We start from the raw sequence: 24,463 nt of genomic DNA, 5'->3' as shown, positions 1-24,463 counted from the left end.
CTTAGAAAATTTGAGATTGATTATTTCATTTACAACAAGGTAAACTCTGAAATGTTAGCGATATCACATAAGTGTTGAAGTTCAATAAAACGGTGGATTAAGAACCTCTGTCATTAACGGTAAATTGAAGTCAAGGCAAGCGAAACTCTGTTTCGCGCTGCAAGCGTCCCAAACCTTACCCTTAACCAATACTACAGAGCGAGGTAAACTTCAACCAAATGCCAGTGTTCTTATCGGCCAATTTTCGTGAAAAGGGCAATCACTTCGAGAAACAAAACAATGGCACTTAAGAATTTAAGACAACTTGATTCTGTGCTTCAAAATCCAGTTTTTTAAGCTAAAAATTCATTGGTTTTTATCAGGGTTTCCACTTTTTGATTTCAAAATGTTGACGATTTGTGAACTCTTAAAGTCAATTTGACTTTCGTCATTTCAAAGTTAAACAAGCTGAGTTAAATCACTGATATTAAAGCTTAAACCCATAGGGTTATTAATTTTATTAGTGTGAAAAAAGCTTTATAAATTATTTTCTGTTCGGTTGACAACCATCTATCCACAATTAGATTTTTAAATGGACACCGAATATGATTTGTCTAAAACCACCGCCGAAAACACCTGAAGTGGCTCTGTTCAATCGTGAGGCCCGGTAAAGCTTATCGGTAATGTTCTTTCCATTGACGAAAATACTCGCGTCCATTTTTTCACCAATGCTGAAATCATAGTTCACAAATGCATCGATGGTAGTGTAGGCAGGCAACTGGCCTATGGCTCCATCTGCAGATTCGTTCTTAAAATTGTGGAATTCGGTATACTGCTCACCAACGTGGTGCACATTAAAGCCACTGGACAATCGGTCCCAATCATAATTGAGGCCTAGGCTCATATTGATGTGGGGTGTATAGGGTGCCTCAGCATCAGAAATACCTTCGTTCCCAAAGGTAATGACACTTCTGGTAATATTATCAAATTGTGAAGCATCAAGGGTTTCGTCGGTCAACAATGCTTCGCCATTCCCATTATCTACATATACCTCATAGGCAGCTCTATTCCCATTGACCTTGGCAATGTATTCATTACTTGTAGCGTTTCCATGGACGACCTGTGAGAAAAGGTCCCTGTCCTCTAATTTCCCTGCCTTTACCTTGGAATCCATATAGGTCACATTGCCCAAAAAGTGCAGTTGATGACCACTGGTGTCCAAAAGTTCGGCATTGATGGCCAATTCAATTCCCTGTACATTGATTGCCCCCAGTTCGGTAAACACTTCATTTCGCCCTCCCGCATAAAAGTTCCTGCTCGCATTGTGGAAATAGGTCAATTGGCCTTGGATATGGTTGTCCAATATGCCGCCCCGCCAACCGATTTCCTTGTTCCAGCTTAATTCCGGGTCAATATTGATGCTCTGTCCCGCCAATGGATTGGTGACCACACCATCTTGCTCCACTAAAAACCCGAAGACTTTGGAGGGAGCTATCATTCCTTGATATACGCTTCCATAAAATTCTCCGTCACCGTACTCATAGTTTATCGTCGTTCCTGGTAAAAATTGATTGTAAACATTGGGCTCCCGACCTTCTGTGGTACTCTCCAAATCAGGGTTTTGTGATAAAGCCAATAGGTCCTGCCGAAACATATCGACGTGCTCAAAACGAAGGATGGGGGTAACTCCCAGTTTTCCAAAAAGGAACTCATTTCGGACATATCCATTGGCCGACCACAAGCGGTACCACAAATCTTTGGTCGCCGTCCCATATCTGGCCCACCTGGAATTGTCCGCCTCCAAGAAAACATCCTTGAAGGTTTCACGGTGCAGGTTGATACTGCCCTCGAACGCACTCCTAGCCCCAAAGGCTTCCCAATCTGCATTTACAGTTTCCTTGATTCCTGAAACACGATAGATCCACCGACTGTCCGTGGTGCTCTCCAGTCCGTTCTCCACCCGACCGACGATCACATAGTCTTCATCATCAAATGTGCTTCCAGCTAAATATCGGTATCTATCGTTAAAGATTTCATCGCCCACATAATCTTGAACTTCCGATGCCAGCACCTTGGCCGTGACCTGTCGCCACCAATCCCGTTCAAAATCCGAAGCATATACTTTTGTGGTAAAGCTCAGTCCATCCTCCGGAAGCCATTTATGGATAATATCCACCCCATAGCGTCTCATAGTAAATTGGTCTGCATCCAAAGGGTTTTGGGTCGGGTCCGTTTCAAAGGTAAATGGGGTCTGGGAGCTCAAAGAGGCCTGATTGTCCTCAAATTGTCCGCTGACCTTAAAATACAAGGATTGGTCATCCGACAGCTTGGCAAAGATCTTGGCATTCAGGTTCAAGATCTCAACGGAAGAATTATCGGTAAAACCATCAAACTTCTTGTAGACCCCCTCTACCAAACCACCTATATCGTTCCAGGTACCACCGTAGGAAAACAGGCCCGAAGTATAGTTGCGCTGACCTCCCGTTAATTTTAGTCGCAGGGTCGGCTTTTGTGGTGGCAGGGCAGTGATGTAGTTAACGGCGCCATACATATTGTTCGGACCATATCGTAATAAATCCGCTCCCTTGTAGACCTCAATGGAGGTAATGCGATCACTGACCGGATTATAATAGGCCCCTGGAGCTATGTAAGGTGCCGGGGCCGCCGGGGTACCATCTTCCATCAAAAGCACTTTTTTGGAACGCCTGCCCCACGAACCGCGAATACTGATGTTCGGCCGGTTGGACAATCCCATATCCCCAACTATGTTGACCCCTGGAACGGTCCGAAGCACCTCTTCTGTGCTCAAAGGATTGATATGCTTCATTAAGACGGGGTTGACCCTGAAATTGCTCCCTTTGAACTCACTTTTAAAATTTTTGGGGGATGCGCTCACAACAACCTCATCCAAGGTTGTATTGCTACGTTGCATACCGATTGTTCCCAAATCCGAGGTATTTGCGGAAACCTGTATTCGGGATTCATCATAACCAAGGTACTGGATCAACAAGGTATCCGCTTTTGCCCTATGGACCATTTGAAAGTATCCCTGATTGTCGGTCAAGGTACTTTTACCACTATATTTTAGTATGACCAATGCCCCCATCAACGGCTGTTTGTCCACTTGATCCACAACTTGTCCATTTATGGTCTGCTGTGCGTTTGCCAAATGGCCCATGGTCAAGGTAAAAACAAGAAATGAAAAGATATATCTAAACATAACAATCCAATGGTTTTGCCCAAAAATGAAGGGGTTGAGAACGATAAGCAAGATTATTTTCCATTTTAATCGTTTCTTAATCGAAACTTAATTTTCGTTAATAACATCACCATCCACCTTAGTACCAATTGATCCAATTGCAAATTGTATACTAAACTAAACACATCAGTAGTGAAGGTCACTAAGTGATCCTTTAAAAATCGACTTACTGATATTTGGCCAAAAGCCAAAATATAAGAAGCTGTGGTAATATTCTTTTAAAGGGCCAATCATTGGTAAAATCTCGCAGGTTTTGTCAATTTGTCTAAAAACCGGACGGAAGTATCAAATCCCAAATAAACCTAGGCTTTTAATCAAAATTGAAACTAGTTATCGGCCCCATCCGCCCTTGCCCTGTTCAAGGTGTATTGAGCAACTTCTCTGCCTTGATCCGTCCCAACTGTTGCATCAAAGCTCCAATGGATACCACCGTAGACCCTGGAGATGGCAGCTTCTTCGGCCCAAGCTCTCATCTGTTCCGCTTCTTCTGGAAAGATATAGGCCAAAACTTCCGATGCAGCGGCAGAGAACACACTATGTCCAGATGTATAGCTTGGAAAGTTTGGTGTTCCTGCAATTGTCTCGAATCCATCGATCATTTGGATTGGCCTAGGGTAATGATAATAATATTTGGCATCCCAACAACTAATGCCCGAATCCATGATGGCCATATTCATATAAGCAAGGGTACGAGTCGTCTGCAAGGGGTTTAAGCGATACTGCACGATAAATTCATTGGCTATTCGGTTCCAATGGCCAGGAGGCGTATAGGTGCCTAGGCCATCTTGCCAAAAATTGGCCAACCTTCTTTTTTCGTCGGTCATGTTTTGTGCATAGTCCTTTAATACTTCCACATCGTCCAAAAATTCTTGGGAATCCAGCGCAGGGGGCGGAACCGGTCTTACACTTTCCACGTCGTCAATGCTCCACATCGTAACTTGACTGAACAAGGGCGTTAATCCAACAGGTCGTTCAGGTATCTCCAAATTGTCCCATGCCCAACCAAACCGATCATATGCCGCTTGTTTAATGGAGTCTGATACTGCCTTTGGAGTTTGTGCATCCTTCATACCGTCATTGGAGGCCCGGGTCAAAGCTGTTTCGGCAACGGCATCCCCAATTGTTGTTCCTGCAGTTATATCGCTCATAACATTGCCACCTGAAAGCAGTAGGCTTTCCAGATGCTCATCTTCCATTTGCTGAAGATAATCAGCCTCCAGTGGAAACATTGCCGTTAAAATATTTTTGGATGCCCTAGCGATCACGGCACCATCCGAAGGATATGAGGGGATATCATTTTCTTCATAAGCATAGTCGATATCTCCATCCAAGACATAAGGTGCAGCCCTATTATATTGGTATTTATGGTGCCAGGCGGATATAAGACCGTCAAACTGGGCCACCGACATATAGGCCAATGCCCTACAGGCATAGGGAGGGTGTGCAAAGGGAAAGGCCGGCGGACCTTCTGGATTCGCAGGATTGGGCAACGTATAGCTTGCATCTGCATTGGGTCCCGGTATGATGTTGTATTTAGCGATCAATTCCAAAGCAATCTCGTTCCAGCGGACCGCAGGATTGTTGGTCCAATAGGTTATGGCCCTTTTTTGGTCGGAAGTAATGTCTGACATTGCTTGCTTCAGCTCTTCCAATTCATTTAGATAGGTTTCGGAATCCGTGGCGTCGGGAACAGGCACCTCTATGGATGCTCCTGATTCTTCAAGTACAGGAATCCAGTTCCCGCCATCGACATCAAGTTCGGAATACGCATATCCTTCATAGGGGGTGTACTTTGGGAGATCCTTCTCACAAGAAGTCAATAACAAAAGGCCCAGGGCCATAAACAAGGTAAATATTTTATTGTCCATCGGTAGTATCTGTTTGTTTCTTAATTACATTGAATTGGTAGGTAAGCCCAATACCGGTATTGCTGAACTTGGGAACGTTCCTCCCATTGACCACTCTATTGTGGTAGGCCACAAATCCCAACCCCTTTACTGATTTTAGGTAATATTGGGCTGCGAACCCCACACGGTCGAATTCCACCTTATTGGTGGGCTGGGCAGCATTATAGGCACGAATGTCGTCCCCACTGGTGGAATTCAGCGTGGTATAGCTCAATTCCAGCTTTAAGGAGGTATCAAAGAGCCACTTACCAAAAATGGCCTCGTAAGTCCATGCGTTGGGAACATCCATCCAAGCGGTATAATAGCTTCCGTTGTTGTAATAATAGTCACGTTCCGCCTCGGTATAGCCACGCCACAAATGGGCAATCGATGCCCGTAAATAGAATTGGCTACTATGCTCATACTGTCCTATGGCCCGTAAGGAAAACTCAGGTGCTCCCGAGCCGATACTATAGGGCCTGTAATCGGAGAGGTAATTGGTAAACGGGGTCGAAAACCCGGCCGTTGCCAGTGCAGTGAATTTTCCCGTGCCCAAATCCGTATGTACGGCCCTGTATTTTAGTGCGAACCCTATATCCTGAAATCCACGGGCCCCGGCAAATTTTCCTCCATTGGGTATGGAGGACTCCGTTTTAACGTAGGGTAAGCTGATATAAAAGTTAAGGTCATCAAAAATACCGATAGCGGCCATGGGAAGCACAGTGTTCCTATCCACAGTGGCAATGGTTTCGTTCGACCGTAGATAAGAACCTTCCCAATACCTATCAAAAGTGCCCATATCATAGGAAAACAGGACACATATGTTTTTTGATCGCATCATCAAGGCGTCGGATGGAGTCTGTGCGTTCATTGCTCTGGGAATGAAAACAAGGCCCAGTAACAGTAGTACCATCGATTGCCATTTTCTCTCATTCACACGGGAGAGCTGGCCGGGGTATTTCCCCGGATATTCATTTGGAGTCATAATTTATTTATTGGTTGTCAATACAAAGGCCTTTTTATGACAAATGTCATATTATTGGCGGTCGGCGGCTAAAATAGAAGTATTGAAAACATGATAACATTAAGGAAAAGACAACGAAAGTTAACCAAGAATAAAAAAGGTTAAGAGCGATAAAAGATGCTTAGAAATAAATTAATTCTTTGGTTCAGTACATACATCTGAATACAGCAATTCCTTTTTCTTCTACTAATATGGCTATAATAGGATTTTTTTTAAAATTGTTTTGAACTTACAAATGGATTTAAAATAGTTCTCCTTATTCATTCCGGTTCTCATACTTAGTATCTCACAAGTTCCAAACAGTTTATCCGTGCTCATTTGATGACTTTACGCTATGGACGATAAATCAGTTATTGGGAAAAAATCGAATAAAAACTCTGGCATTTTTTATTATTAACTTATTATAAAACTCAATTTAAAGCGAGCGAAACCTAGTTTCGCGCTGCAAGCCCCAAATCTTACCTTTAACTAATACTACTGAGCGAGGCAAGTTTTGTCCAAATCACAAATGTGCATTTCACTTTTCCGTGAAAAACACCTTGATTTTACTGGGCTGTACCCTCTTTTCCGTGAAAAAGGCAATTTATTCAAATAGCAGGACGGTGCCCTATATAGAATTGAAAACACCCGATGTGAAAACTCCAAAATTCAATTTTAAGCTAAAAATTATCTGGTTTTTATTAGGCTGAGAGTATTTTCCGTAATCTTTGGAATGAATGGAACAAACCTGAATAGAACTCATCAAGATATTGGTTGATTGATTTGGCATGAATAGAAGAACTTTTTACACGCTGCTTGTTTGAATTCCATTCATTGAATCATTGGGAAGTCAAAAAGTAGCCCCGGCAAGAATCGAACTTGCATCTAAAGTTTAGGAAACTTCTATTCTATCCATTGAACTACGGGGCCATCTACATAAATGGATTGCAAAAATAAGTTTTTTTAAAAACTTATTGCAAGCGCTTGAATCAAATTAGAGTCATGGCAAAGTGAAAGCCTACCAAGAGATTTCCCAATTAGCCAACAGTCCGCTTTTTTTCCTCTTTTTTTAGGATTTTCTCCAAATATGACCGTGATAAAGGTTTATCCACATAACCGGCGATCAATCCATGATCCTTGGCAATGGCACGGTCCGAAGAATTGGTAAAAGCCGAAAGCACATATACACTTGGCAATTCGTGCTCTTTGAACAAATTTTTGAGATTTTCCAAGAATTCCCAACCATTCATCCCGTCCATCACAAGGTCTAAAAAAATAATATCCGGTAACCTGTCGCTTTCCTCCACTGAACTAAAACAGGCTTGAATTCCCTCTTCGCCACTGGAACAGGTAACTATGTTAAAATCACCATGGGATTGTTGTATACAGTATCGTGTCGCAAATTGGGACACCAGGTCATCGTCTATAATAAGCGTGGTAAGCTTCATAATGGGACTATTTAGTAAGATTGGGACCATCAAAGCTATAAGCTTTTATCCAGCCGACCACTCATTTTCGTTGTTTGACCCAAATATACCGTTAAGTCAACCCTAATGGGGTAATTTACCCCTGACCGCACCATATACAAAGGCGCCGATCAATGATCCTACAAGCACGATCAATATAGGCCAATAGCCCGCACCGGTCAAAATATAGATGGGACCAGGGCAAGATCCGGCCAATCCCCATCCTAAACCAAATATGGTTCCTCCAAGGATGTATCTGGTAAATGAAGGTTCTTTGTCTGCAATCTTGATTTCTTCCCCAAAAAAGGATTTTGTCTTTGATCTTTTGATCAATTGTACAAAGATGATTCCTAAAATCAATGCGGAACCAATGATACCGTACATATGGAATGAGTCGAATTTGAACATTTCATAAATCCGAAACCAAGATGCTGCCTCCGATTTGTAGAGAACAATTCCAAAAAATGTGCCTATGGCAATAAATGTCAAATTCTTCATGATCCAAAAATTATAGGGTACAACAAATGAACCATGACAAGTCCCCCGATAAAGAATCCGATTACGGCGATCAGTGATGGTTTCTGCAAATTACTCAGTCCGGAAATAGCATGCCCCGAGGTACAACCCGATGCATAGCGTGTACCGAATCCAACCAAGAATCCGGCTGCCAACAGGATAATCCAGACCTTGGGTTCGGATAACGCCTCCATACTGAACAGTTCAGTCGGTAAATAGGCGGTACCCGCACTTTCAAAGCCAAGTTCCTGTAAACTTTCCACAGTTTTTGGTGAAATATCCACAGCTTGGTTTGGCGTCAGATAATGAGCGGCGATAAAACCACCAATTGCTGAGCCAAGAACCACAAAAAGGTTCCAACGCTTGGATTTGACATCCATTTTAAAATAATCGACGAATTTGCCCGCACCACCAATAGAACAGAAGGTTTCAAGATTTGAGGACATGCCGAACTTTTTTCCCATTAGGATCAGTATTGCCATCAAAATGGCAATAAGCGGCCCTGCGACATACCAGGGCCAAGGTTGATAAATCATTTGTTTGTTTTAATTAATTATTATCCTTCAAAATAAGTAAAATCCCTTAATAATAAAACCCAAAACATGGTATTAAGCACTATTTTTTTCAGAATCTGAAATACCAAATTTTTTCAAGATATCTTCCAGTAAACACCACTTGGTCAACGATGACTGCAAAAGATTGGCCCCGACAAAAGCGGTAAACCATAACCAGTTGATATTCACATAAATAGCTAAAGCTAAACTTATCAGGATAAAAGTGCCTGCCACTCCTCTTACAATTCTATTTCTCATCTTTGATTTTTATACGGTTCTTTGAATTGGAATTTCTACTGCCCTAATAGGGTTTGTTGTTTCACTTTCTGTATTGAATTGCTTGATCAGTGCAAACAATTCGGTTACTTTTTCTTCTTCGGTGAAGGAGAAAAACATATTTGATGCCGCTCCTCCCTTTTCACTGGGAAACCAACTGCTTGTGTACATTAGTGGCGCAGCACTTTTGTAGCCATCAATATCGGATTCACTAAAGCTTTCAACGCCGGCCTTTTTAAACAACTTAAAGACCTCGCTTTTATATTCCTCAACTGTGGTAACAATGATCATTTTCATGTTAGTTGTAATTTTTACGTTCAATCATATAATAAACCAATGGGACTACCAATAGTGTCAAAACAGTGGACACAATGGTTCCTCCCATAAGTGATATGGCCAACCCCTGGAAAATAGGGTCGAACAAAATCACAAAAGCTCCGATAACCACGGTCCCCGCAGTCAATAAAATGGGCGTGGTACGCACTGCACCCGCTTCGATCACGGCTTGTTTTAAAGGAATGTCTTCTTTTAACCTCAAATTGACAAAGTCAATCAACAATACCGAGTTCCGCACCATAATACCTGCCAAGGCAATCATACCGATAAAAGAAGTCGCGGTAAAGAAGGCTCCGAGCAACCAATGCCCCAGCACAATGCCGATCAACGACAATGGTATGGCCACCATCATCACCATAGGTGCCTTAAAGTTCTGGAACCAGCCTACAATAAGCATGTATATGATCACGATAACACCCAAAAAGGCAATTCCCAAATCTCGGAACACTTCAAGGGTTATCTGCCATTCCCCATCCCATTTTACGGTATAGTCATCTTCAAATTGAGGCTGTTCCATATAGAGTTCATTAATGGAATATCCTTTTGGAAGCTCCAATTGGTCCAACTTATCGGTCATACCCAAAATGGCGTACACGGGGCTTTCGAGTTCACCGGCCATGTCGGACATGACATACACCACTCGTTTCTGGTTTTTTCTGTAGATGCTCTTGGCCTTGGTCCCCTCTTTTACTTGAACCAGGTCTCCTACAGATACCATATTCCCTTGTTGGGATGTTATTTTCAATTGTTTGATTTGATCCAAGGATGATTTGTCCTTTTCACTTATGGACAAAACAATTCCGATTTGGTCAAAAGCATCTTCGTGATAAATATGGGATACGGGCCTTTCCCTGAAAGCCATGGCCATCACTTGAACAATCTGTTGTGGGGTTACTCCATAAAGCATGGCTTTTTCCTTGTCGATCACAAAATCATATTCCACTTGATCATCCTCCACCATCCAGTCCACATCCACGACATCGTTGGTGTTGTTCAAAATGCCCTTTATCTTATCGGCGAGTTCTATTTGTTTGTCATAATCCGGGCCATAGACTTCGGCAACAATGGTAGACAATACAGGAGGTCCCGGTGGCACCTCAACAACCTTGATGTTCGCATTGTACTTTTTACCCAACTCTTGGATTTTTGGTCTGAACAATTTGGCAATATCATGACTCTGCACGCTTCTATCGTGCTTATCCACAAGGTTGACCTGAATGTCGGCCATATTGCTACCGCCACGTAGATCGTAGTGCCTTACCAAACCATTGAAGGTTATCGGTGCGGATGTGCCCACATAACTCTGATAGTTGACCACTTCGGGTCGCGTGGACAAATATGCCCCTATTTCCTTGGTTACTGCAGAAGTCCGCTCCAAAGTGGTTCCTTCGGGAAGGTCAATCACTACCTGGAACTCATTTTTGTTATCAAAAGGAAGCATTTTTACCGCTACCGATTTTGTAAAGAACATAGCCACAGAAGCAATCAACAAGAAGAAGGTAATTCCCAAGAACATCCATCTTTTTTTCTTACTCTCTATTAAAGGCTGTTCAAATCGTGCATAGGCTTTGTAAATAAAAGTGTCCTGTATTTCGACTGCTTCTTTTTCCTTTTTCTTCTTTTTATCCTTCTCCCTAAGGAAAATATATCCCAAATAAGGAGTAATGGTCAATGCGACGAACAACGACAACAACATGGCAATTGAAGCACCAATCGGCATGGGCGACATATAGGGTCCCATCAAACCGGATACAAATGCCATGGGCAATACGGATGCAATAACCGTAAAGGTGGCCAAAATGGTCGGGTTCCCTACTTCATTAATAGCGTAAATCGCTGCGTCTTTGAACGGCAAGCGTTTCATCTTAAAGTGGCGGTGCATGTTCTCCGCGATGATGATGGAGTCGTCCACCACGATACCCGTTACAAAAACCAATGCAAACAAAGTAATCCGGTTCAAAGTGTAATCGAGCATATAATAACTAAGCAAGGTCAATGCAAATGTGATCGGTACAGATAGGAACACTACCAATCCACCTCTCCATCCCATGGCCAACATTACCACAAAAGTCACGGCGATGATCGCACCGATCAAGTGCATCAATAACTCCGATACTTTTTGCGATGCGGTTTGCCCGTAGTTTCGGGTTACCTCGACCTTTACTTCATCTGGAATAAGAGTTGATTTGAGATGATCTACTTTTTCCAACACCACATCCGCAATCTTCATGGCATCTGCTCCTTTTCTTTTGGCGATGGAAATGGTTACAGCTGGATATTCCGATTTATAGGTTTCCGCTTTTTCGCTAGCAGCACCAAATCCAAGGGAAACATAGTTTTTAGGAAGTTCCGGACCATCCAAAACCGTTGCCACTTGTTTCAAGTAAATGGGCTGACCCTGTTTGGTGCCCACAATCAGGTTTTCGAGATCTTCTTTTGTTTCCAAAAAGTTGCCTGTACTGATGTGGAACTCCGTATCATTGGAAAGAAAATTACCGGCATCCATCTGCTGGTTGTTGGCCTTGATCATTTGGGCCACGGCCAACATATCGATTCCGGATTCGGCCATTTTATCCTTGTCCACGACAACCCTTAGCTGACGGTTTCGTCCTCCGATTTTTTTGGTGATCGAGACTCCGTTTACCTTTTCGATCTCGTTGATCAATTCACCAGAAATCCTTCTTAATTGAAAATCATCGTATTCATCACTCCAAAGCGTAAGAGCAAGCATGGGCACATCATCAATGGCACGGGTTTTTACCAAGGGCATGGTAACACCTTCCGGCATTTGATCCATGTGTTTGTTGATTTCATCGTACAAACGCACCAAAGATCTTTCGATATCCTCACCTACATAGAATTGTACAATGGCCATTCCCTGCTCTTGCATAGAAGTGGTGTACACATACTCCACGCCTTTAATGTTCGATATTATTTTTTCCAGTGGTTTGGTAATCCTGGATTCCACCTCCGTTGGGCTGGCACCAGGGTACCCCACAAACAAATCTGCCATGGGCACATCTATCTGAGGCTCCTCTTCCCTTGGGATAAGAAAAGAACTGTACACCCCTATGACCATAAATACGATCATAAGGAGTACCGTAAGTTTGGAACCCATAAACCCTTTGGCTATTTTTCCTGCAAGTCCGTCTTTCATTAGTACCTTTTTTAGGTTATTGAATGGTTACTTTGGCTCCGTTGTAAAGCTTTCCTTCGGCTGAAACGATATACTGATCTCCTTTGGACAAGCCGGACAATACTTCTACTTCTTCTCCATAATTCTCGCCCAATCGCAACCAGCGTAAAAGGGCAACATTATCCTGTCCTAGAGTGTACACACCTGTTAGCTGACCTTTATGCACCAAGGCTTTGGACGGAATGGTAACAACTGTTTTGCCATTGCCTTGATCATCTGCCTCCAGCCTAACGGTTGCATACATGCCTGACAAAATATTGGCTTCTGTTTTGTCCAATAAAACCTTCATCAAATATTGTCCACCCGTGTGCTGTGCCGAAACACTTAATTCTGATACTTTACCTGTAATCGTGGTATCCAATGCCTTTACCATAATGTGGGCTTTGGTTCCCACCGCTACACCAGAGATGTTGTTCTCAGCTACTTTGGCCACTACCTCAAATCCACTAGGTGACTCTACGGACACCAATGGAACACCAGGGTTGGCCATATCACCCTCATCAATGTAAGTATTGGTCACAACCCCACTGAAGGGTGATCTAATATTCGCATAGGCAAATTGGGAGTTTACCTCGTTCTTCATTTGGTTCGCAGCTTCCAATCTGGCCTTTGCCATTTCGTAGCGAGCAGTCATATCATCCAACTCCTTTTGTGAAGCACTGTTTTCATTGAAAAGGTTCTGGAACCTTTCATAATCTTTCTTGGCATTGTTAAAAGCCACCTGTGCCTCGGTAATGGATGCTTCCACTTGTGCTTTTTTGGCTCGTAGGTCTACATTGTTGATAGAGATCAGCAAATCCCCTTTATTTACTTTTTGACCAATTTTTACAGGCAGGGACTCTACATAGCCCATCATTCGAGTGCTCAATGTGGCACTGTTCACGGCTTTTATTTGACCACTTCCTGCCAAAATGGTGGAACTATCGCCCATATCTACATCGGCAACGGTTACCGGAACTGCTTCCCTGTTGTCCGCAGTCTGTTTTTCGTCACTGCCACATCCCATTAGGACCAATCCCAAGGATATGGTTATTATGAAGCTTTTATATATCGTAGTGTTTTTCATCTTGCAATTATTCTTTGGTTAAAAATGTTAGTAAGGATTGTGCTTGATTGTATTCAAAAATGGTTTGATAATATGCCAATTGCTTTTCGGCATAGGTAGCTTCGGCCATTAATAAATCGGTTGTTTTTTCCAAGCCTTCCTTAAATCGGTTGGTACGAATCCTCAGTGATTCTTCAGATTGCTCCATAGCCAATTTTGAGGTCTGGAGCCTGCTTTTCGCATCTTCGACCATCCGTTTGGTGCGTTGTAGCTCCATAGTACTTTTGGCAATGTACTGTTCGTATTCTTGTTTCGCTTTTTCATAACTTGTTTTGCTCTTTCCTGCTTTGGCAAATCGTTGAGAACCTTTAAAAACATCCCAGCTTAAACTTGCCCCAATAATGTATCCTTTTGCATCGGCCTGAAAGATCTGATCATCGTACATTTCGTAACTGGCAAATGCATTGAGTCTTGGTAAAAAGGTCATATTATCGGCTCGCATATTGGCTTTGTAGGCCTCAGAAACCAAATCCATGGCTTTTACATCCGCTCTGTTTTCCAGGGAACCTTCTACTGTTCCACCAAGATTATCCGGTACTAAATCTTCGGTTGGTTCGTAAACCACATCTCCCTGTTCGTTCATTAAAAAAGCCAAATAGTCCGATGCGTTTTTCACATTGCTCTTGGCTGTTTTCAATTGATCGGAAACCTCGGTAACCCGAACTTTCACTTCCAACAAATCCGCTTTTTGAAGCAATCCTTGATCAAAGCTGTTTTGTGCCATGTTCAAGTTTGCATTTGCGGCATCGTATGCTTTTTGAAGTACCGACACTGCTCTATGTGCCAATTGCAATTGTCCATAGGCTTTCTGTGCTTCAAAATCAAGATAGTCCCTAGTTCGCATGGCTTGAAGCTCTTTGGCCTCCATAGTGGTTTTGGCAGCTTTACGCTGATAAAACCCATCCAAATTGATCAAAGGCTGTTCCACGGAAACTTTTGTGGCATAGTTCTCGATCTGATCGGGATCGTTCAACAAATCAGGATTGAAGTCTGCCTGGGTCAGAATCTCTTGGTTGAGTTTGGAACCGAAGGCCATCAAAGGGTTTGTTGTTGCCATTCCTGTATGTGAAACAGAGATCTGTGGCAAAAAGATGGAGTTGGAGAACCTATAGTCGTATTTGGCCATCTTGGCCTCTTGCTCCGACACCTTTATACTTGCGTTGGACTCTTGTACCCTCATCAAGACATCCTGTAAAGAAATCTTTACATGATCTTGGGCAAATATCTGTGCCTGTGTATAAAAGAATATTATTAAAACAAACAATCGTTTCATATACCTAATTAATTTGTGCCAAAAATAGATTTGTTAATATACCCTCACAGTAACCTGTGTTACTGAGCAAATTGCATAAAAGAAAACCTCAATACAGAGAAATCTTTACAAAATAAATCTGTATTGAGGTATTGAACAATGATGAAAATCAGGGCTTAAGCATTTATATCATGTAGCCCTCGATACGGCAAAATAGACTTTGATTATTGTAATATGCTATCGGATTCAATTGCACTGTTCGTGCGAACCATCCAAAATTGTCTCATATTCTTCTTGGGTAAGAAATTGTGGGGTATAGGTCTCCCCAAGGTTTTCGATGCTCTGAACAAAACTTCTCAAGTGGTTTCGAGAACCACACTGCAAACTTGAAAACACATCTGCAATGTCTGTATTGGAGGTGGCCTTTATATGTTCTTCCAGGTCAACAATGTCCAAATCTTCAATGGTAGCACCTACCGTTAGCGCCGCTACCTCATCAACTATTCCATCTTGAACAAATGTGTCGTACCAGTTCTGGAGGTCCTCATTCTCGAACACGCCATCTTCCAATATGTCATATTCAATATCGTAGGCAACCAATAAGGTTTCCACGGCATCCATATGGGATTGTTCACTTTGCATAATGTTCTCAAATTGGACCATGCCCCAGTATTCGTTCAAAAACTTATAGGTGTCCCTGGCCAATTTCTCCTCTTCCAGCATAAACAACAATGCATCTTCATCATCCACCGTAAGAGTAGAAACGTCGTCGGAAACATCATCATTGGCATCGTCATCATCTAAACTGTTCTCAATCCGCTGGTCGATTGGGTCATCATTTGAATCCGAACAACCAAAAATCATCACAGATACAAACAACACCATCATAAAAACGTAACCAATTCTTTTCACAAGTAATTTCATAGCTTTTTCCCATAAAAATCACCATTAACCGTAATAAACTCTGTAACAATGGTTACCATACCCATTACTTTCAACAAAACATTAACAAAAAAGACCCCGCTAATTCAGGGTCTTTAGGTTTGAGTTGGTTTATAATCCACAACAATTTTGTTGAAGGGGGCCATATTGAATATTCCTTCTAAATTCCGTTAATGGGTTGAATCAGCTGTATTTGGGAATTGAATCCGAGCGAGAATTTCGGTTCCCATAGGCAACAATTAGTGCATCAAAAATAAGCTTGAAGGCTATTTTATTAGGCTACTAAAGTCACAAACAAGATGGATCTAACACAAAAAAACTATCTCCGTATTAAATCCATCTCTTATCTGCGGCTAGTGTTTACTTTTTACCACTGTTCATCATGGCCAAAACTGCTACAATAAGTATGATGACCACGAGGGCGAACAATCCTATCATCCAGATACCGTTCTCCCAAACTACCAAAGGAATATTCAGTGCTTTCAAAATGTATTGGTTTTTACTTGAATCAAATTTAATCGGAAAACATGCGTCAAAACATGATATTCCTCAGGAATACGATTTGCCATGGGTTAGCTGTTAAACGTTCTTGCCTTTCATCATTTTGTTCCAGTACAAATATGGCAATCCGTACTTTTTCAACATCCAAAGCCTCCAGTGTTCTTTGGCACTGTTAAATACCAGCATGCGCTTGAGTTTTGGGTCTGGTATAAAATTGTTGTTATAATCGAATTCTGCCAAAGTCATTTTGCCATATCCTGTAACCAAAGGGCAAGAGGAATACCCATTATAGGAATGGTTCTCAACAGTTTTCCCTTGGATCAAACTCATAATATTGTCAACCACAATGGGCACTTGCTTACGAACCGCCGCTCCCGTTTTTGCCGTGGGGAGAGCGGCTACGTCGCCCAAACCAAAAATGTTTGCATACTTATTGTGCTGCATGGAGTAATGGTCAACATCCAACCAGCCCGCCTCGTTGGACAAAACTGATTCGCGAACAAATTTTGGTGCTGCCTGTGGAGGGGCAATGTGCAACATATCAAACGGAACTTGGATATCCACATCCCCGATCATTTTCTCGCCCAGTTCATTATCTTCATTTATAATACACCTGTTCTCCTCGGGAGCTGTATGACTAAAGTGTACTATTCTGTTTTCAATATCAATTTCTTTGGGAGCATAAAATGGTTTAAAGTGAATGCCATAACGATCGATGACCTTGTTCAAGGTTTCACGAATCTCCTTTACACCAAAAATCACAGATCCCGGAGTGGCAAAAATCACGTTTGCACTGTCTTTGAGTCCATGTTTTCTGAAATAGTCCGCTGCTAAATAGGCGATTTTCTGTGGTGCACCACCACACTTAATAGGCGTTGTGGGCTGGGTAAAGAGTGCATTTCCTTTTTTAAAGTTTCTTATGGTCTCCCATGTAAACTCTGGATCGATATAGTTGCTGCAGGCCACTCCCTTTTCCAAAGCCTCTGGAAGTCCTTTGATCATACTAGGTTCCATGACCAACCCAGTAGCCACTACCAAATAATCATAGGTAATATCACCACTACTTTCGGTAGAAACCGTATTTTTATCTGGATCAAATACAGCAGCCTTGTCCTTGATCCAATCCACCTCTTTGGGCATTACATCGGCCATGGGCTTTTTCGTTTTTTCAAAATCATAGGTTCCGGCTCCGACAAGGGTCCATGCTGGTTGATAATAATGTGTTTCGGAGGGTTCTATTATAGCTATATCCAGCTTTTTGTTTTTCCTCAACAATTGGCCAGCTGTCATAATACCGGCTGTTCCTCCTCCAATTATTAAAATCTGATAATGTGACTTCATGTTTGTTCAATTAAATTCAATTCTCGGTAAAATATTGAGGAATGTCATAAAATATTGTAACAAAAGTTACATGATTGACAATTTGAAGGCTTTTTAACATGGATATCATCAATTAGCAATAAAAAAAGCCGCTCTTAATAGAGCGGCTTCCTTTTATCAATCAACTAAAAAACCTAATTCTTGACCTTGCATGTGTTGATCCCAAACAGGGTGTACAAAGGACAAAAACTAACAAAGCTTGTAAGAACAAATATGACTGCCAATGCCAGCAGTATATATGCCAATGTTCCTGTAATCACATTAAAATAATACAATGCTCCAACACCAAGTGCCAAGATAACTCGAATTGTACGGTCTGCGCCGCCCATGTTTTTTTTCATAATTGATAGTTTATGATTCTTAACACAAGTTACCAAAAAGAAACTGATCATCAGCACCTTATCCATTACGGTTTCTAACGGAGCTTATACCAAAAGTAGGTTTTGGGAATGAAAACTATGGTAACCTTGGTTACACTGCTCCTTTTATTTTTAAAGTATATTTAATTTTGTTGCATACCGGTAAGTTTTAATTGGAATGCACGACTTAACATTGAATGATATTGATTGATTATGACCGAATATTTTGATGCCCTCGCCAATGGTTTTTTAGGAACGGTGCGCTGGACATGGAAATCGATTTTATTTGAAGTTCCCTGGTACTCCAATTATTTTTGGGGCCTTATTATTATCTCCCTTTTGGTCTGGGGGCTGGAAATCCTTTTTCCTTGGCGCAAAGACCAATCCATTTTCAGGAAAGATTTTTGGTTGGATGCATTTTACATGTTCTTCAACTTTTTCATTTTTGCCATTGTTATAAGTGGGGTTTATAAGTTACTTGGTGTGCTTTTTAAGGATTTCGGAATCACTGCAACAACCTTGACCATCGTAGATATTGCACATTGGCCACAATGGGTCCAATTGCTCGTGTTTTTTGTGGTGCTGGATTTTGTGCAGTGGTTTACCCATGTGCTTTTGCACAAATATCCATTGCTTTGGCAATTCCATAAAGTGCACCATAGTGTAAAAGAGATGGGTTTTGCCGCCCATTTGAGGTACCATTGGATGGAAAACATCCTTTACAAGCCTTTAAAAACAATAGGAGTAATGGTTCTTGGTGGGTTTGAACCGGAGCAGGCTTATATTGTCCATTTTGCAGCTATTGCCATAGGACATTTTAACCATTCCAATATTAAATTGACTTACGGGCCATTGAAATATATATTGAACAATCCCGTGATGCACCTTTACCACCACGCATATTATATTCCAGAAGGTTCCTACGGTGTAAATTTTGGGATAAGTCTGAGTATATGGGATTATTTATTCAAAACGAATTACATTCCCGAAAGCAGTGGTAAGATTAAATTGGGATTTCCCGGTGATGAAAAATTGCCCAAAGGGTTTTGGGGACAATTGGTATATGGATTTAAAAAGCCAAAAAAATAAATCGAGGTGTTTAGTTGGCTTGATTTGTAGCTTCAAAAACAATGCTCCATATGCCTCGAACCTCATCTGGCCCGTACCCTGTAGCCTTATCATCTGGATAAAGTTGTGATAAATGGGTCAATACTTCGGGAGCTATATTTTTCTCTGGGGTTCCATGGCAATTTAAACACATGGTATTGGTAACAATGGGATAATAGAAATAGATTTTCCCGTTCGCTTCCTTTACAATAGGTTCAACAGATTCCCCATCGGCAACCTGTTTTTTAAAAGTTGCTATGTGTGCCAATTCCCCTGCATTGGCTTTATTGTTAGGGTTTCTAGGTTTGTCGGAGACTCTTTTTATTCGGGCATTGAACTTTGTGGACATGCTATCCGTTAACGGATAGGCCTTTTCATTACAAAAAACAACCGCCTCCTCGACTCCTTTATTCTGGATGGTTCCCATGAGGTTTTTGCCCAGTACTTTTTGGGTTTCCAGGGCATATTTCATTCCCAGTTCTTTAGGGCTTTCTTCTTTGAGTGAAACCATTGATTTTTTCCCCTTGTTGTATAAGGAGTCACCCCTGCGACCCATCCAATGTTCTTTGAACCAATCAGGTTCTTCAATCTGATAATCGAAAATATATTCGGCAATCTTTCGGATTTCCCCTTCATCAAATTGTTGGGAAGGCATCAATCCAAATCGTCGGACCGCACCTCGCATTTTGGTGTTCTGTTCTGAAGGTGATTTTACAAATTCCACAACACCTTTTACAAATGCATCTTTATCCTTGTAAACATCCAAATAATGCGCTTTAACGGCAACCATGGGTGGGCCAATACGTTGCCCATTTTCCGGAGCGGAAGGATTATGGCAAACGTAACATTTGGTTTCCATCAACCTTTTGCCTTCTTCTGAAGAAGTGGTCAATTGCACTATCTCCTCCGGGTCCGCATCAGATGTTTTGGGCCCCTGCTTGCATGAAAGCATGAGGAGTACAAACAATATGGAAATGGAAATTGTTCTCATTATCGCGCTATTTTACCACTAGCACAACTTACAAAGGATTTAGCTTTTTCGACAATGCTGTTGTCATCATCGATAGTGGGATAACCAAGATTCCTAAGGGTCTCTTTAACTAAGGAAGCATCATCGGCGCTTTGATGATCAAAGCTGACCGATGAGCTATCCTTCTCCACAATCACATCGTTAATTTCTTTTAGTTCCGAAAGCTTTTTGGTAATGGATTTGGCACAACCTCCACACTTGAGATTTTGTATTTGGAACGTGGTTTTCATCTTGTTCTATAACCGGTTAATAGGTCCATGTCCTATATCCACCCCTTAAATCGTATACTTTGGTAAAGCCCATTTTCACGAGTTTTCGGGCTGCCTTTCGGCTTCTGTTCCCCGATTGGCAGTATAGGTATACTGGTTTGTCCTTATTCAATTTTGAAAAAGCGGACTCAAACGCAGACCCTTGAAATAAATCTATGTTCTTAGCCCCTTTGATATGGCCAGACATGAATTCACCTTTAGTCCTCACATCTACCACCTGAACCTTTCCTTTGGAAATGGCCTTTTTATAATCCTCTCTATCCAAGATTTCAACTTCATCGGGAAGTGTTTGTCCTTTGAACAAAAAACTTAATAATGACATATGTTGTTTTACTATTTATATAGGGCAAAATACCTAGGATAAAAAGTCTGGTCAGTAACGATGGTTACACAAGAAAAAATAAAGCGAAAACCTATTGGTTCCTTACCCAATCCATGTATCCACCAGAATAATCGAAAATTTTGGTGAAGCCTTCACGTTCCAGAATTTTTGCTGCATAGGCGCTACGTGACCCAACAGCACAGTACAAATAAACGGGCTGATTTTTGTCCAAGGTATTGATCTGTTCCATAAAAGTCGTTTGTCGGCTCAAATCAAAATTAACGGCATCGTCGATGTGTCCGGAATTGTATTCTCCCGGGGTCCTTACATCCACAAGCTGTACCTCCTTGCCAACAACCTCTGCCATAACGGTCTCCTTGTCAATTTTGTGAATGGTTGTTTCTTGCTGTGATTGGCAAGAAACAACATTCACAAAAAACAAAAGGTATAGGGTAAGTCTTATAACACTTTTAATTAGTCCCATTTTATTTAAGGGTTGAAGGGCAGACATAATCGGTTACGGGAGTTCCCACCTTTTTAATGTCTTCAAAACCTCCGGAAACATCCACTAGGTTATGGATTCCCCTACTTTTAAGGATAGACGCGGCCACCATACTTCTGTAACCACTTCTACAATGGATATAGAAGGTTTCCTCTTCTGGAAATTCTGCAATATGGTCGTTCAAATAGTCCAATGGTGTCAAATGCGCATCCACAACGTGCTCTGCTTTAAATTCGGATTCTTTTCTGACATCAAACACAGGTACACCTTCATCCACTTTTTTCTTGAATTGTTCAGCGTTTACATTGGCAACGGTGTCCACTTCCTTACCAGCTTCTTTCCAAGCTTCGACACCACCTTCCAAGTATCCCAAGGTTTTGTCAAAACCAACCCTAGAAAGTCGGGTAACGGTTTCTTCCTCTCTTCCTTTGGGAGTAACCAACAAGATAGGCTGCTCAACATCGGCTATTAGGGCTCCCACCCAAGGTGCAAAGCTTCCATCCAATCCAATGAAGATGGATCTTGGCACGTGTCCCTTTGCAAAATCGTCTTGATGACGGACATCAAGAATAACGGCACCGGTCTCGTTTGCTGCAACTTCAAAAGCATCGGGACTCAAAGCCTGGGTTCCTCTCTCCAAGACGGTATCGATATCCTCATAACCCTCCTTGTTCAATTTCACGTTCAACGGGAAGTATTGAGGCGGTGGCAAAAGGCCCTCGGTAACTTCTTGGACGAATTCCTCCTTTGTCATATCCGCCCTAAGGGCATAGTTCATTTTCTTTTGGTTGCCCAGAGTATCCACGGTCTCCTTCATCATGTTTTTTCCACATGCGGATCCCGCTCCGTGCGCTGGGTAAACCGTTACATCATCGGCCAAGGGCATAATCTTGTTTCGAAGACTATCGAACAAGGTCCCCGCCAATTCTTCTTGGGTCATGTGTGCCGCCTTTTGGGCCAAATCGGGCCTACCTACATCCCCAAGGAATAGGGTGTCTCCACTAAAAATGGCAACGTCCTTCCCGTTTTCATCCTTCAAAAGGTAGGTGGTACTTTCCATGGTATGCCCTGGAGTGTGCAATACCTTAATGGTAAGTTTTCCCAATTTGAATTCCTGTCCATCCTCAGCAACCAAGGCCTCGAAGGCCGGATTTGCAGTTGGTCCATAAATAATGGGCGCCCCTGTTTGTTTGGATAAGGTTACGTGTCCACTCACGAAATCTGCGTGAAAGTGTGTTTCAAATATGTATTTGATCTTTGCTCCATTATCCTCAGCTTTTTTGATGTAGGGCTTTACCTCTCTCAACGGATCCACGATGGCCGCTTCTCCTTCACTTTCAATGTAATACGCCCCTTGCGCCAAACATCCTGTGTAAATCTGTTCAATTATCATGTGCTATGGTTTTTCCCAAATATATAATTGTAGTTTGAAAAGTTGTGTGACTAAAGTTACAAACTCTATTTCTTTGTCTGAAGTGAGACCTTTTTTTGTATCGTACTTCTTTCCAATGCTTTATGACAACTATCAACGGCCTCAAAAGTTTGTGCAAAGAGATTTTCGACGCCCAGTGTGTCCGTAATACCACTGTTTTGAAGTATGTCCCTAGTGGGCCCAATGGCCCCGGCAATCAAAAATTGAATGTTTTTTTTCCGAAGTTCAATAATTATGCGTTCCAATAATACCGCAGCACTACTATCTATATAATTTATGGCCTCGGCATTAAGAACCACAAACCTTAACGCAGTACCCTTTTTTCGGATTTCTTGATAAAGCTGTTTTTTGAAATAGTCCTTGTTCCCAAAGTAAAGTTGTGCATCAAAGCGAATAATCAATGTATCCTCGTATACCTCCACATCTTCCGAAAAGCGGGTAATGTTCTTAAAATAGTTTGTTCCCTTTATCCTGCCCAAAACAGCAAAATGGGGTTTGGAGATTCTATAAACCAGCAACAAAAGGGAAAGCAACACGCCCAAAAGAATCCCCTCAATCAACCCAATGGAAAGTGTCATCACAAAGGTTGCTAACAACAAAAGGAATTCATCCTTTCTATTTTTCCAAAGAAACAATGGGTACTTGATATCAATCAAACCAAAAACGGAAACAATGATTATTCCGCCCAAAACCAATGTTGGTAGATCGTGGAACAGTGGGGTAAGAAACAACAGGATGGCAGCTATGACCAGCGTACTAAAAACTAGGGACATACCTGTTTTTGCACCGGCTTCATCATTTACCGCCGTTCTGGAAAATGAGCCGGAAACCACAAAAGACTGAAAGAAAGAACCTAAAAAATTAGACATTCCCAATGCCCGGAGTTCCTGGTTCACGTCCAATTCGTATTCCGGATGCTTTTCCTCCACGGTTTTGGCAATGGAAATGGATTCCATAAAACCAAACAAAGCTACGGTAAGTGCAATGGGCAAAAACTTGCCCAACTTGTCCCATTGGGGCAACGGCAACTGAAAATCGGGCAAACCTTTCGGTATTTCACCCACAACTTGAATTCCTTTGGCCTCAAGACCAAACAATCCCACTGCCAAGATACCGAGCGCTACTATTAACAATGGTATGGGCAACTTTTTGCTTATTTTTCTCAAACCGATGATGAGAAGTATCACAAGGACACCCAAGCCAAATGTCAAAAGGTGTACCTGTCCCAAATTTTTAAAAATGCTCCCAAACAATACGTGTATTTTTCCCGATTGGGGCAATTGTATACCGAGAATGTGCTTCAATTGCCCCAGACCAATCAATATGGCGGCGGCCGAAGTAAATCCATTGATGACAGGTTTGGACAAAAAATTGACAAAGGAGCCCACCCTAATAATACCGAAAAGCAATTGGACCATTCCAATAAGCATGGTCAAAAATATTACTGCAGAAATATAATCTTCTGTTCTGGCAAAATGCATGGCTCCGATTCCAGCTGCAACCAATAAGGAATCCATGGCAACCGGGCCAACTGCCAATTGTCTGGAAGTTCCCGTAATGGCATAGAAGAATTGTGGCACCAAGGAAGCGTACAAACCATAAATTGGCGGCATGCCGGCTATCATGGCATAGGCCATTCCCTGTGGAAGGATCATAATTCCCAATGTGACCCCCGCCATAAAATCCCCGTACAAGGTAGCACGGTTATAGTTGGGTATCCACGATAAAAAAGGAAAAATCCTTTTGAGCATGTAATCGGTTTTTGAAAAAATTAAGCCTTAAAAAGGAGAG

At 41.9% G+C, this 24,463-nt stretch carries 22 protein-coding genes, 1 tRNA gene and 1 pseudogene; 1 reads left to right on the top strand and 23 read right to left on the bottom strand.

What is annotated here, in order from left to right:
- Positions 1-559 precede the first annotated feature (559 nt).
- The 17 genes and pseudogenes from J0654_RS11775 to J0654_RS11705 all read right to left on the bottom strand — a co-directional run bounded on the left by J0654_RS11775 (position 560) and on the right by J0654_RS11705 (position 17,992).
- Positions 560-3,199 (bottom strand): carboxypeptidase-like regulatory domain-containing protein, encoded by a 2,640-nt coding sequence (locus tag J0654_RS11775; protein ID WP_207029187.1) that lies wholly within the window; start codon positions 3,197-3,199, stop codon positions 560-562.
- Between the two features lie 365 nt (positions 3,200-3,564).
- A complete protein-coding gene (locus J0654_RS11770) occupies positions 3,565-5,106 on the bottom strand; it encodes a vanadium-dependent haloperoxidase (protein ID WP_207029183.1) in 1,542 nt (513 codons plus the stop codon).
- Positions 5,096-6,037 (bottom strand): transporter, encoded by a 942-nt coding sequence (locus J0654_RS11765; protein ID WP_237685969.1) that lies wholly within the window; start codon positions 6,035-6,037, stop codon positions 5,096-5,098. Before J0654_RS11765 ends, J0654_RS11770 begins: the two co-directional genes overlap by 11 nt.
- A 791-nt stretch (positions 6,038-6,828) precedes the next feature.
- Positions 6,829-6,951 (bottom strand): annotated as a pseudogene (locus J0654_RS18435) (hypothetical protein); the annotation flags it as partial.
- A gap of 34 nt (positions 6,952-6,985) precedes the next feature.
- Positions 6,986-7,057, bottom strand: a tRNA-Arg gene (locus J0654_RS11760).
- Between the two features lie 107 nt (positions 7,058-7,164).
- Positions 7,165-7,575 carry a response regulator gene (locus J0654_RS11755; RefSeq protein ID WP_207029179.1) on the bottom strand — a complete coding sequence of 137 codons (411 nt, stop codon included), beginning with the start codon at positions 7,573-7,575 and terminating at the stop codon, positions 7,165-7,167.
- A 102-nt stretch (positions 7,576-7,677) separates the two neighbouring features.
- Entirely contained in the window at positions 7,678-8,091 is a 414-nt protein-coding gene (locus J0654_RS11750) for a YeeE/YedE family protein (RefSeq protein WP_207029177.1), read from the bottom strand.
- Entirely contained in the window at positions 8,088-8,645 is a 558-nt protein-coding gene (locus J0654_RS11745; protein ID WP_207029175.1) for a YeeE/YedE family protein, read from the bottom strand. The genes J0654_RS11750 and J0654_RS11745 overlap by 4 nt, the downstream gene beginning before the upstream one ends.
- Positions 8,646-8,717: 72 nt before the next feature.
- Entirely contained in the window at positions 8,718-8,921 is a 204-nt protein-coding gene (locus tag J0654_RS11740) for a YgaP family membrane protein (RefSeq protein WP_207029173.1), read from the bottom strand.
- A gap of 9 nt (positions 8,922-8,930) precedes the next feature.
- The gene (locus J0654_RS11735) at positions 8,931-9,236 is read right to left on the bottom strand and encodes a hypothetical protein (RefSeq protein ID WP_207029171.1); all 306 of its coding nucleotides are present in this window, start codon (positions 9,234-9,236) and stop codon (positions 8,931-8,933) included.
- 1 nt (position 9,237) lies between these two features.
- Positions 9,238-12,432, bottom strand: a complete 3,195-nt coding sequence (locus J0654_RS11730; RefSeq protein ID WP_207029169.1) for an efflux RND transporter permease subunit — start codon at positions 12,430-12,432, stop codon at positions 9,238-9,240.
- A 16-nt stretch (positions 12,433-12,448) separates the two neighbouring features.
- On the bottom strand, positions 12,449-13,537 hold the full coding sequence (locus J0654_RS11725; protein ID WP_207029167.1) for an efflux RND transporter periplasmic adaptor subunit: 1,089 nt from the start codon (positions 13,535-13,537) through the stop codon (positions 12,449-12,451).
- 7 nt (positions 13,538-13,544) lie between these two features.
- Positions 13,545-14,849, bottom strand: coding sequence for a TolC family protein (locus J0654_RS11720; protein WP_207029165.1), 1,305 nt, complete (start codon positions 14,847-14,849; stop codon positions 13,545-13,547).
- A gap of 225 nt (positions 14,850-15,074) precedes the next feature.
- A complete protein-coding gene (locus tag J0654_RS11715; protein WP_237685968.1) occupies positions 15,075-15,752 on the bottom strand; it encodes a DUF2202 domain-containing protein in 678 nt (225 codons plus the stop codon).
- A 378-nt stretch (positions 15,753-16,130) separates the two neighbouring features.
- The gene (locus J0654_RS18370; RefSeq protein ID WP_262897166.1) at positions 16,131-16,256 is read right to left on the bottom strand and encodes a hypothetical protein; all 126 of its coding nucleotides are present in this window, start codon (positions 16,254-16,256) and stop codon (positions 16,131-16,133) included.
- 93 nt (positions 16,257-16,349) lie between these two features.
- The gene (locus tag J0654_RS11710) at positions 16,350-17,612 is read right to left on the bottom strand and encodes an NAD(P)/FAD-dependent oxidoreductase (protein WP_207029163.1); all 1,263 of its coding nucleotides are present in this window, start codon (positions 17,610-17,612) and stop codon (positions 16,350-16,352) included.
- Between the two features lie 173 nt (positions 17,613-17,785).
- Complete coding sequence (locus tag J0654_RS11705) at positions 17,786-17,992, bottom strand: YgaP family membrane protein (protein ID WP_119607428.1); 207 nt, start codon at positions 17,990-17,992, stop codon at positions 17,786-17,788.
- Between the two features lie 231 nt (positions 17,993-18,223).
- On the opposite strand from J0654_RS11705, the gene J0654_RS11700 reads away from it, so the two are divergent.
- A complete protein-coding gene (locus J0654_RS11700; protein WP_207029161.1) occupies positions 18,224-19,099 on the top strand; it encodes a sterol desaturase family protein in 876 nt (291 codons plus the stop codon).
- 10 nt (positions 19,100-19,109) lie between these two features.
- On the opposite strand, the gene J0654_RS11695 is transcribed toward J0654_RS11700, so the two are convergent.
- The 6 genes from J0654_RS11695 to J0654_RS11670 all read right to left on the bottom strand — a co-directional run bounded on the left by J0654_RS11695 (position 19,110) and on the right by J0654_RS11670 (position 24,423).
- The gene (locus tag J0654_RS11695; protein WP_207029159.1) at positions 19,110-20,108 is read right to left on the bottom strand and encodes a c-type heme family protein; all 999 of its coding nucleotides are present in this window, start codon (positions 20,106-20,108) and stop codon (positions 19,110-19,112) included.
- Positions 20,108-20,377, bottom strand: coding sequence for a heavy-metal-associated domain-containing protein (locus tag J0654_RS11690; protein WP_207029157.1), 270 nt, complete (start codon positions 20,375-20,377; stop codon positions 20,108-20,110). The genes J0654_RS11695 and J0654_RS11690 overlap by 1 nt, the downstream gene beginning before the upstream one ends.
- 16 nt (positions 20,378-20,393) lie before the next feature.
- The gene (locus tag J0654_RS11685; protein WP_207029155.1) at positions 20,394-20,738 is read right to left on the bottom strand and encodes a rhodanese-like domain-containing protein; all 345 of its coding nucleotides are present in this window, start codon (positions 20,736-20,738) and stop codon (positions 20,394-20,396) included.
- Between the two features lie 91 nt (positions 20,739-20,829).
- Positions 20,830-21,222: a rhodanese-like domain-containing protein gene (locus tag J0654_RS11680; RefSeq protein ID WP_237685967.1), complete on the bottom strand. Its 393-nt coding sequence runs from the start codon at positions 21,220-21,222 to the stop codon at positions 20,830-20,832.
- Between the two features lies 1 nt (position 21,223).
- Positions 21,224-22,633, bottom strand: coding sequence for an MBL fold metallo-hydrolase (locus J0654_RS11675; RefSeq protein WP_207029153.1), 1,410 nt, complete (start codon positions 22,631-22,633; stop codon positions 21,224-21,226).
- Positions 22,634-22,698: 65 nt separating this feature from the next.
- Positions 22,699-24,423, bottom strand: a complete 1,725-nt coding sequence (locus tag J0654_RS11670) for a SulP family inorganic anion transporter (protein ID WP_207029151.1) — start codon at positions 24,421-24,423, stop codon at positions 22,699-22,701.
- Between the last annotated feature and the right edge of the window lie 40 nt (positions 24,424-24,463).

Origin of the sequence: Flagellimonas profundi (genome assembly GCF_017313275.1) — a bacterium.
Lineage (GTDB): Bacteria > Bacteroidota > Bacteroidia > Flavobacteriales > Flavobacteriaceae > Flagellimonas > Flagellimonas profundi.
Note: the sequence above shows the minus strand (reverse complement) of the source record. Positions and strands in the feature narration are given on the sequence as shown.

Coding starts and splice junctions, on each gene's coding strand:
- J0654_RS11775 (WP_207029187.1), bottom strand. CDS start 3,199: ATGTTTAGATATATCTTTTCATTTCTTGTTTTTACCTTGACCATGGGC.
- J0654_RS11770 (WP_207029183.1), bottom strand. CDS start 5,106: ATGGACAATAAAATATTTACCTTGTTTATGGCCCTGGGCCTTTTGTTA.
- J0654_RS11765 (WP_237685969.1), bottom strand. CDS start 6,037: ATGGTACTACTGTTACTGGGCCTTGTTTTCATTCCCAGAGCAATGAAC.
- J0654_RS11755 (WP_207029179.1), bottom strand. CDS start 7,575: ATGAAGCTTACCACGCTTATTATAGACGATGACCTGGTGTCCCAATTT.
- J0654_RS11750 (WP_207029177.1), bottom strand. CDS start 8,091: ATGAAGAATTTGACATTTATTGCCATAGGCACATTTTTTGGAATTGTT.
- J0654_RS11745 (WP_207029175.1), bottom strand. CDS start 8,645: ATGATTTATCAACCTTGGCCCTGGTATGTCGCAGGGCCGCTTATTGCC.
- J0654_RS11740 (WP_207029173.1), bottom strand. CDS start 8,921: ATGAGAAATAGAATTGTAAGAGGAGTGGCAGGCACTTTTATCCTGATA.
- J0654_RS11735 (WP_207029171.1), bottom strand. CDS start 9,236: ATGAAAATGATCATTGTTACCACAGTTGAGGAATATAAAAGCGAGGTC.
- J0654_RS11730 (WP_207029169.1), bottom strand. CDS start 12,432: ATGAAAGACGGACTTGCAGGAAAAATAGCCAAAGGGTTTATGGGTTCC.
- J0654_RS11725 (WP_207029167.1), bottom strand. CDS start 13,537: ATGAAAAACACTACGATATATAAAAGCTTCATAATAACCATATCCTTG.
- J0654_RS11720 (WP_207029165.1), bottom strand. CDS start 14,849: ATGAAACGATTGTTTGTTTTAATAATATTCTTTTATACACAGGCACAG.
- J0654_RS11715 (WP_237685968.1), bottom strand. CDS start 15,752: ATGAAATTACTTGTGAAAAGAATTGGTTACGTTTTTATGATGGTGTTG.
- J0654_RS11710 (WP_207029163.1), bottom strand. CDS start 17,612: ATGAAGTCACATTATCAGATTTTAATAATTGGAGGAGGAACAGCCGGT.
- J0654_RS11705 (WP_119607428.1), bottom strand. CDS start 17,992: ATGAAAAAAAACATGGGCGGCGCAGACCGTACAATTCGAGTTATCTTG.
- J0654_RS11700 (WP_207029161.1), top strand. CDS start 18,224: ATGACCGAATATTTTGATGCCCTCGCCAATGGTTTTTTAGGAACGGTG.
- J0654_RS11695 (WP_207029159.1), bottom strand. CDS start 20,108: ATGAGAACAATTTCCATTTCCATATTGTTTGTACTCCTCATGCTTTCA.
- J0654_RS11690 (WP_207029157.1), bottom strand. CDS start 20,377: ATGAAAACCACGTTCCAAATACAAAATCTCAAGTGTGGAGGTTGTGCC.
- J0654_RS11685 (WP_207029155.1), bottom strand. CDS start 20,738: ATGTCATTATTAAGTTTTTTGTTCAAAGGACAAACACTTCCCGATGAA.
- J0654_RS11680 (WP_237685967.1), bottom strand. CDS start 21,222: ATGGGACTAATTAAAAGTGTTATAAGACTTACCCTATACCTTTTGTTT.
- J0654_RS11675 (WP_207029153.1), bottom strand. CDS start 22,633: ATGATAATTGAACAGATTTACACAGGATGTTTGGCGCAAGGGGCGTAT.
- J0654_RS11670 (WP_207029151.1), bottom strand. CDS start 24,423: ATGCTCAAAAGGATTTTTCCTTTTTTATCGTGGATACCCAACTATAAC.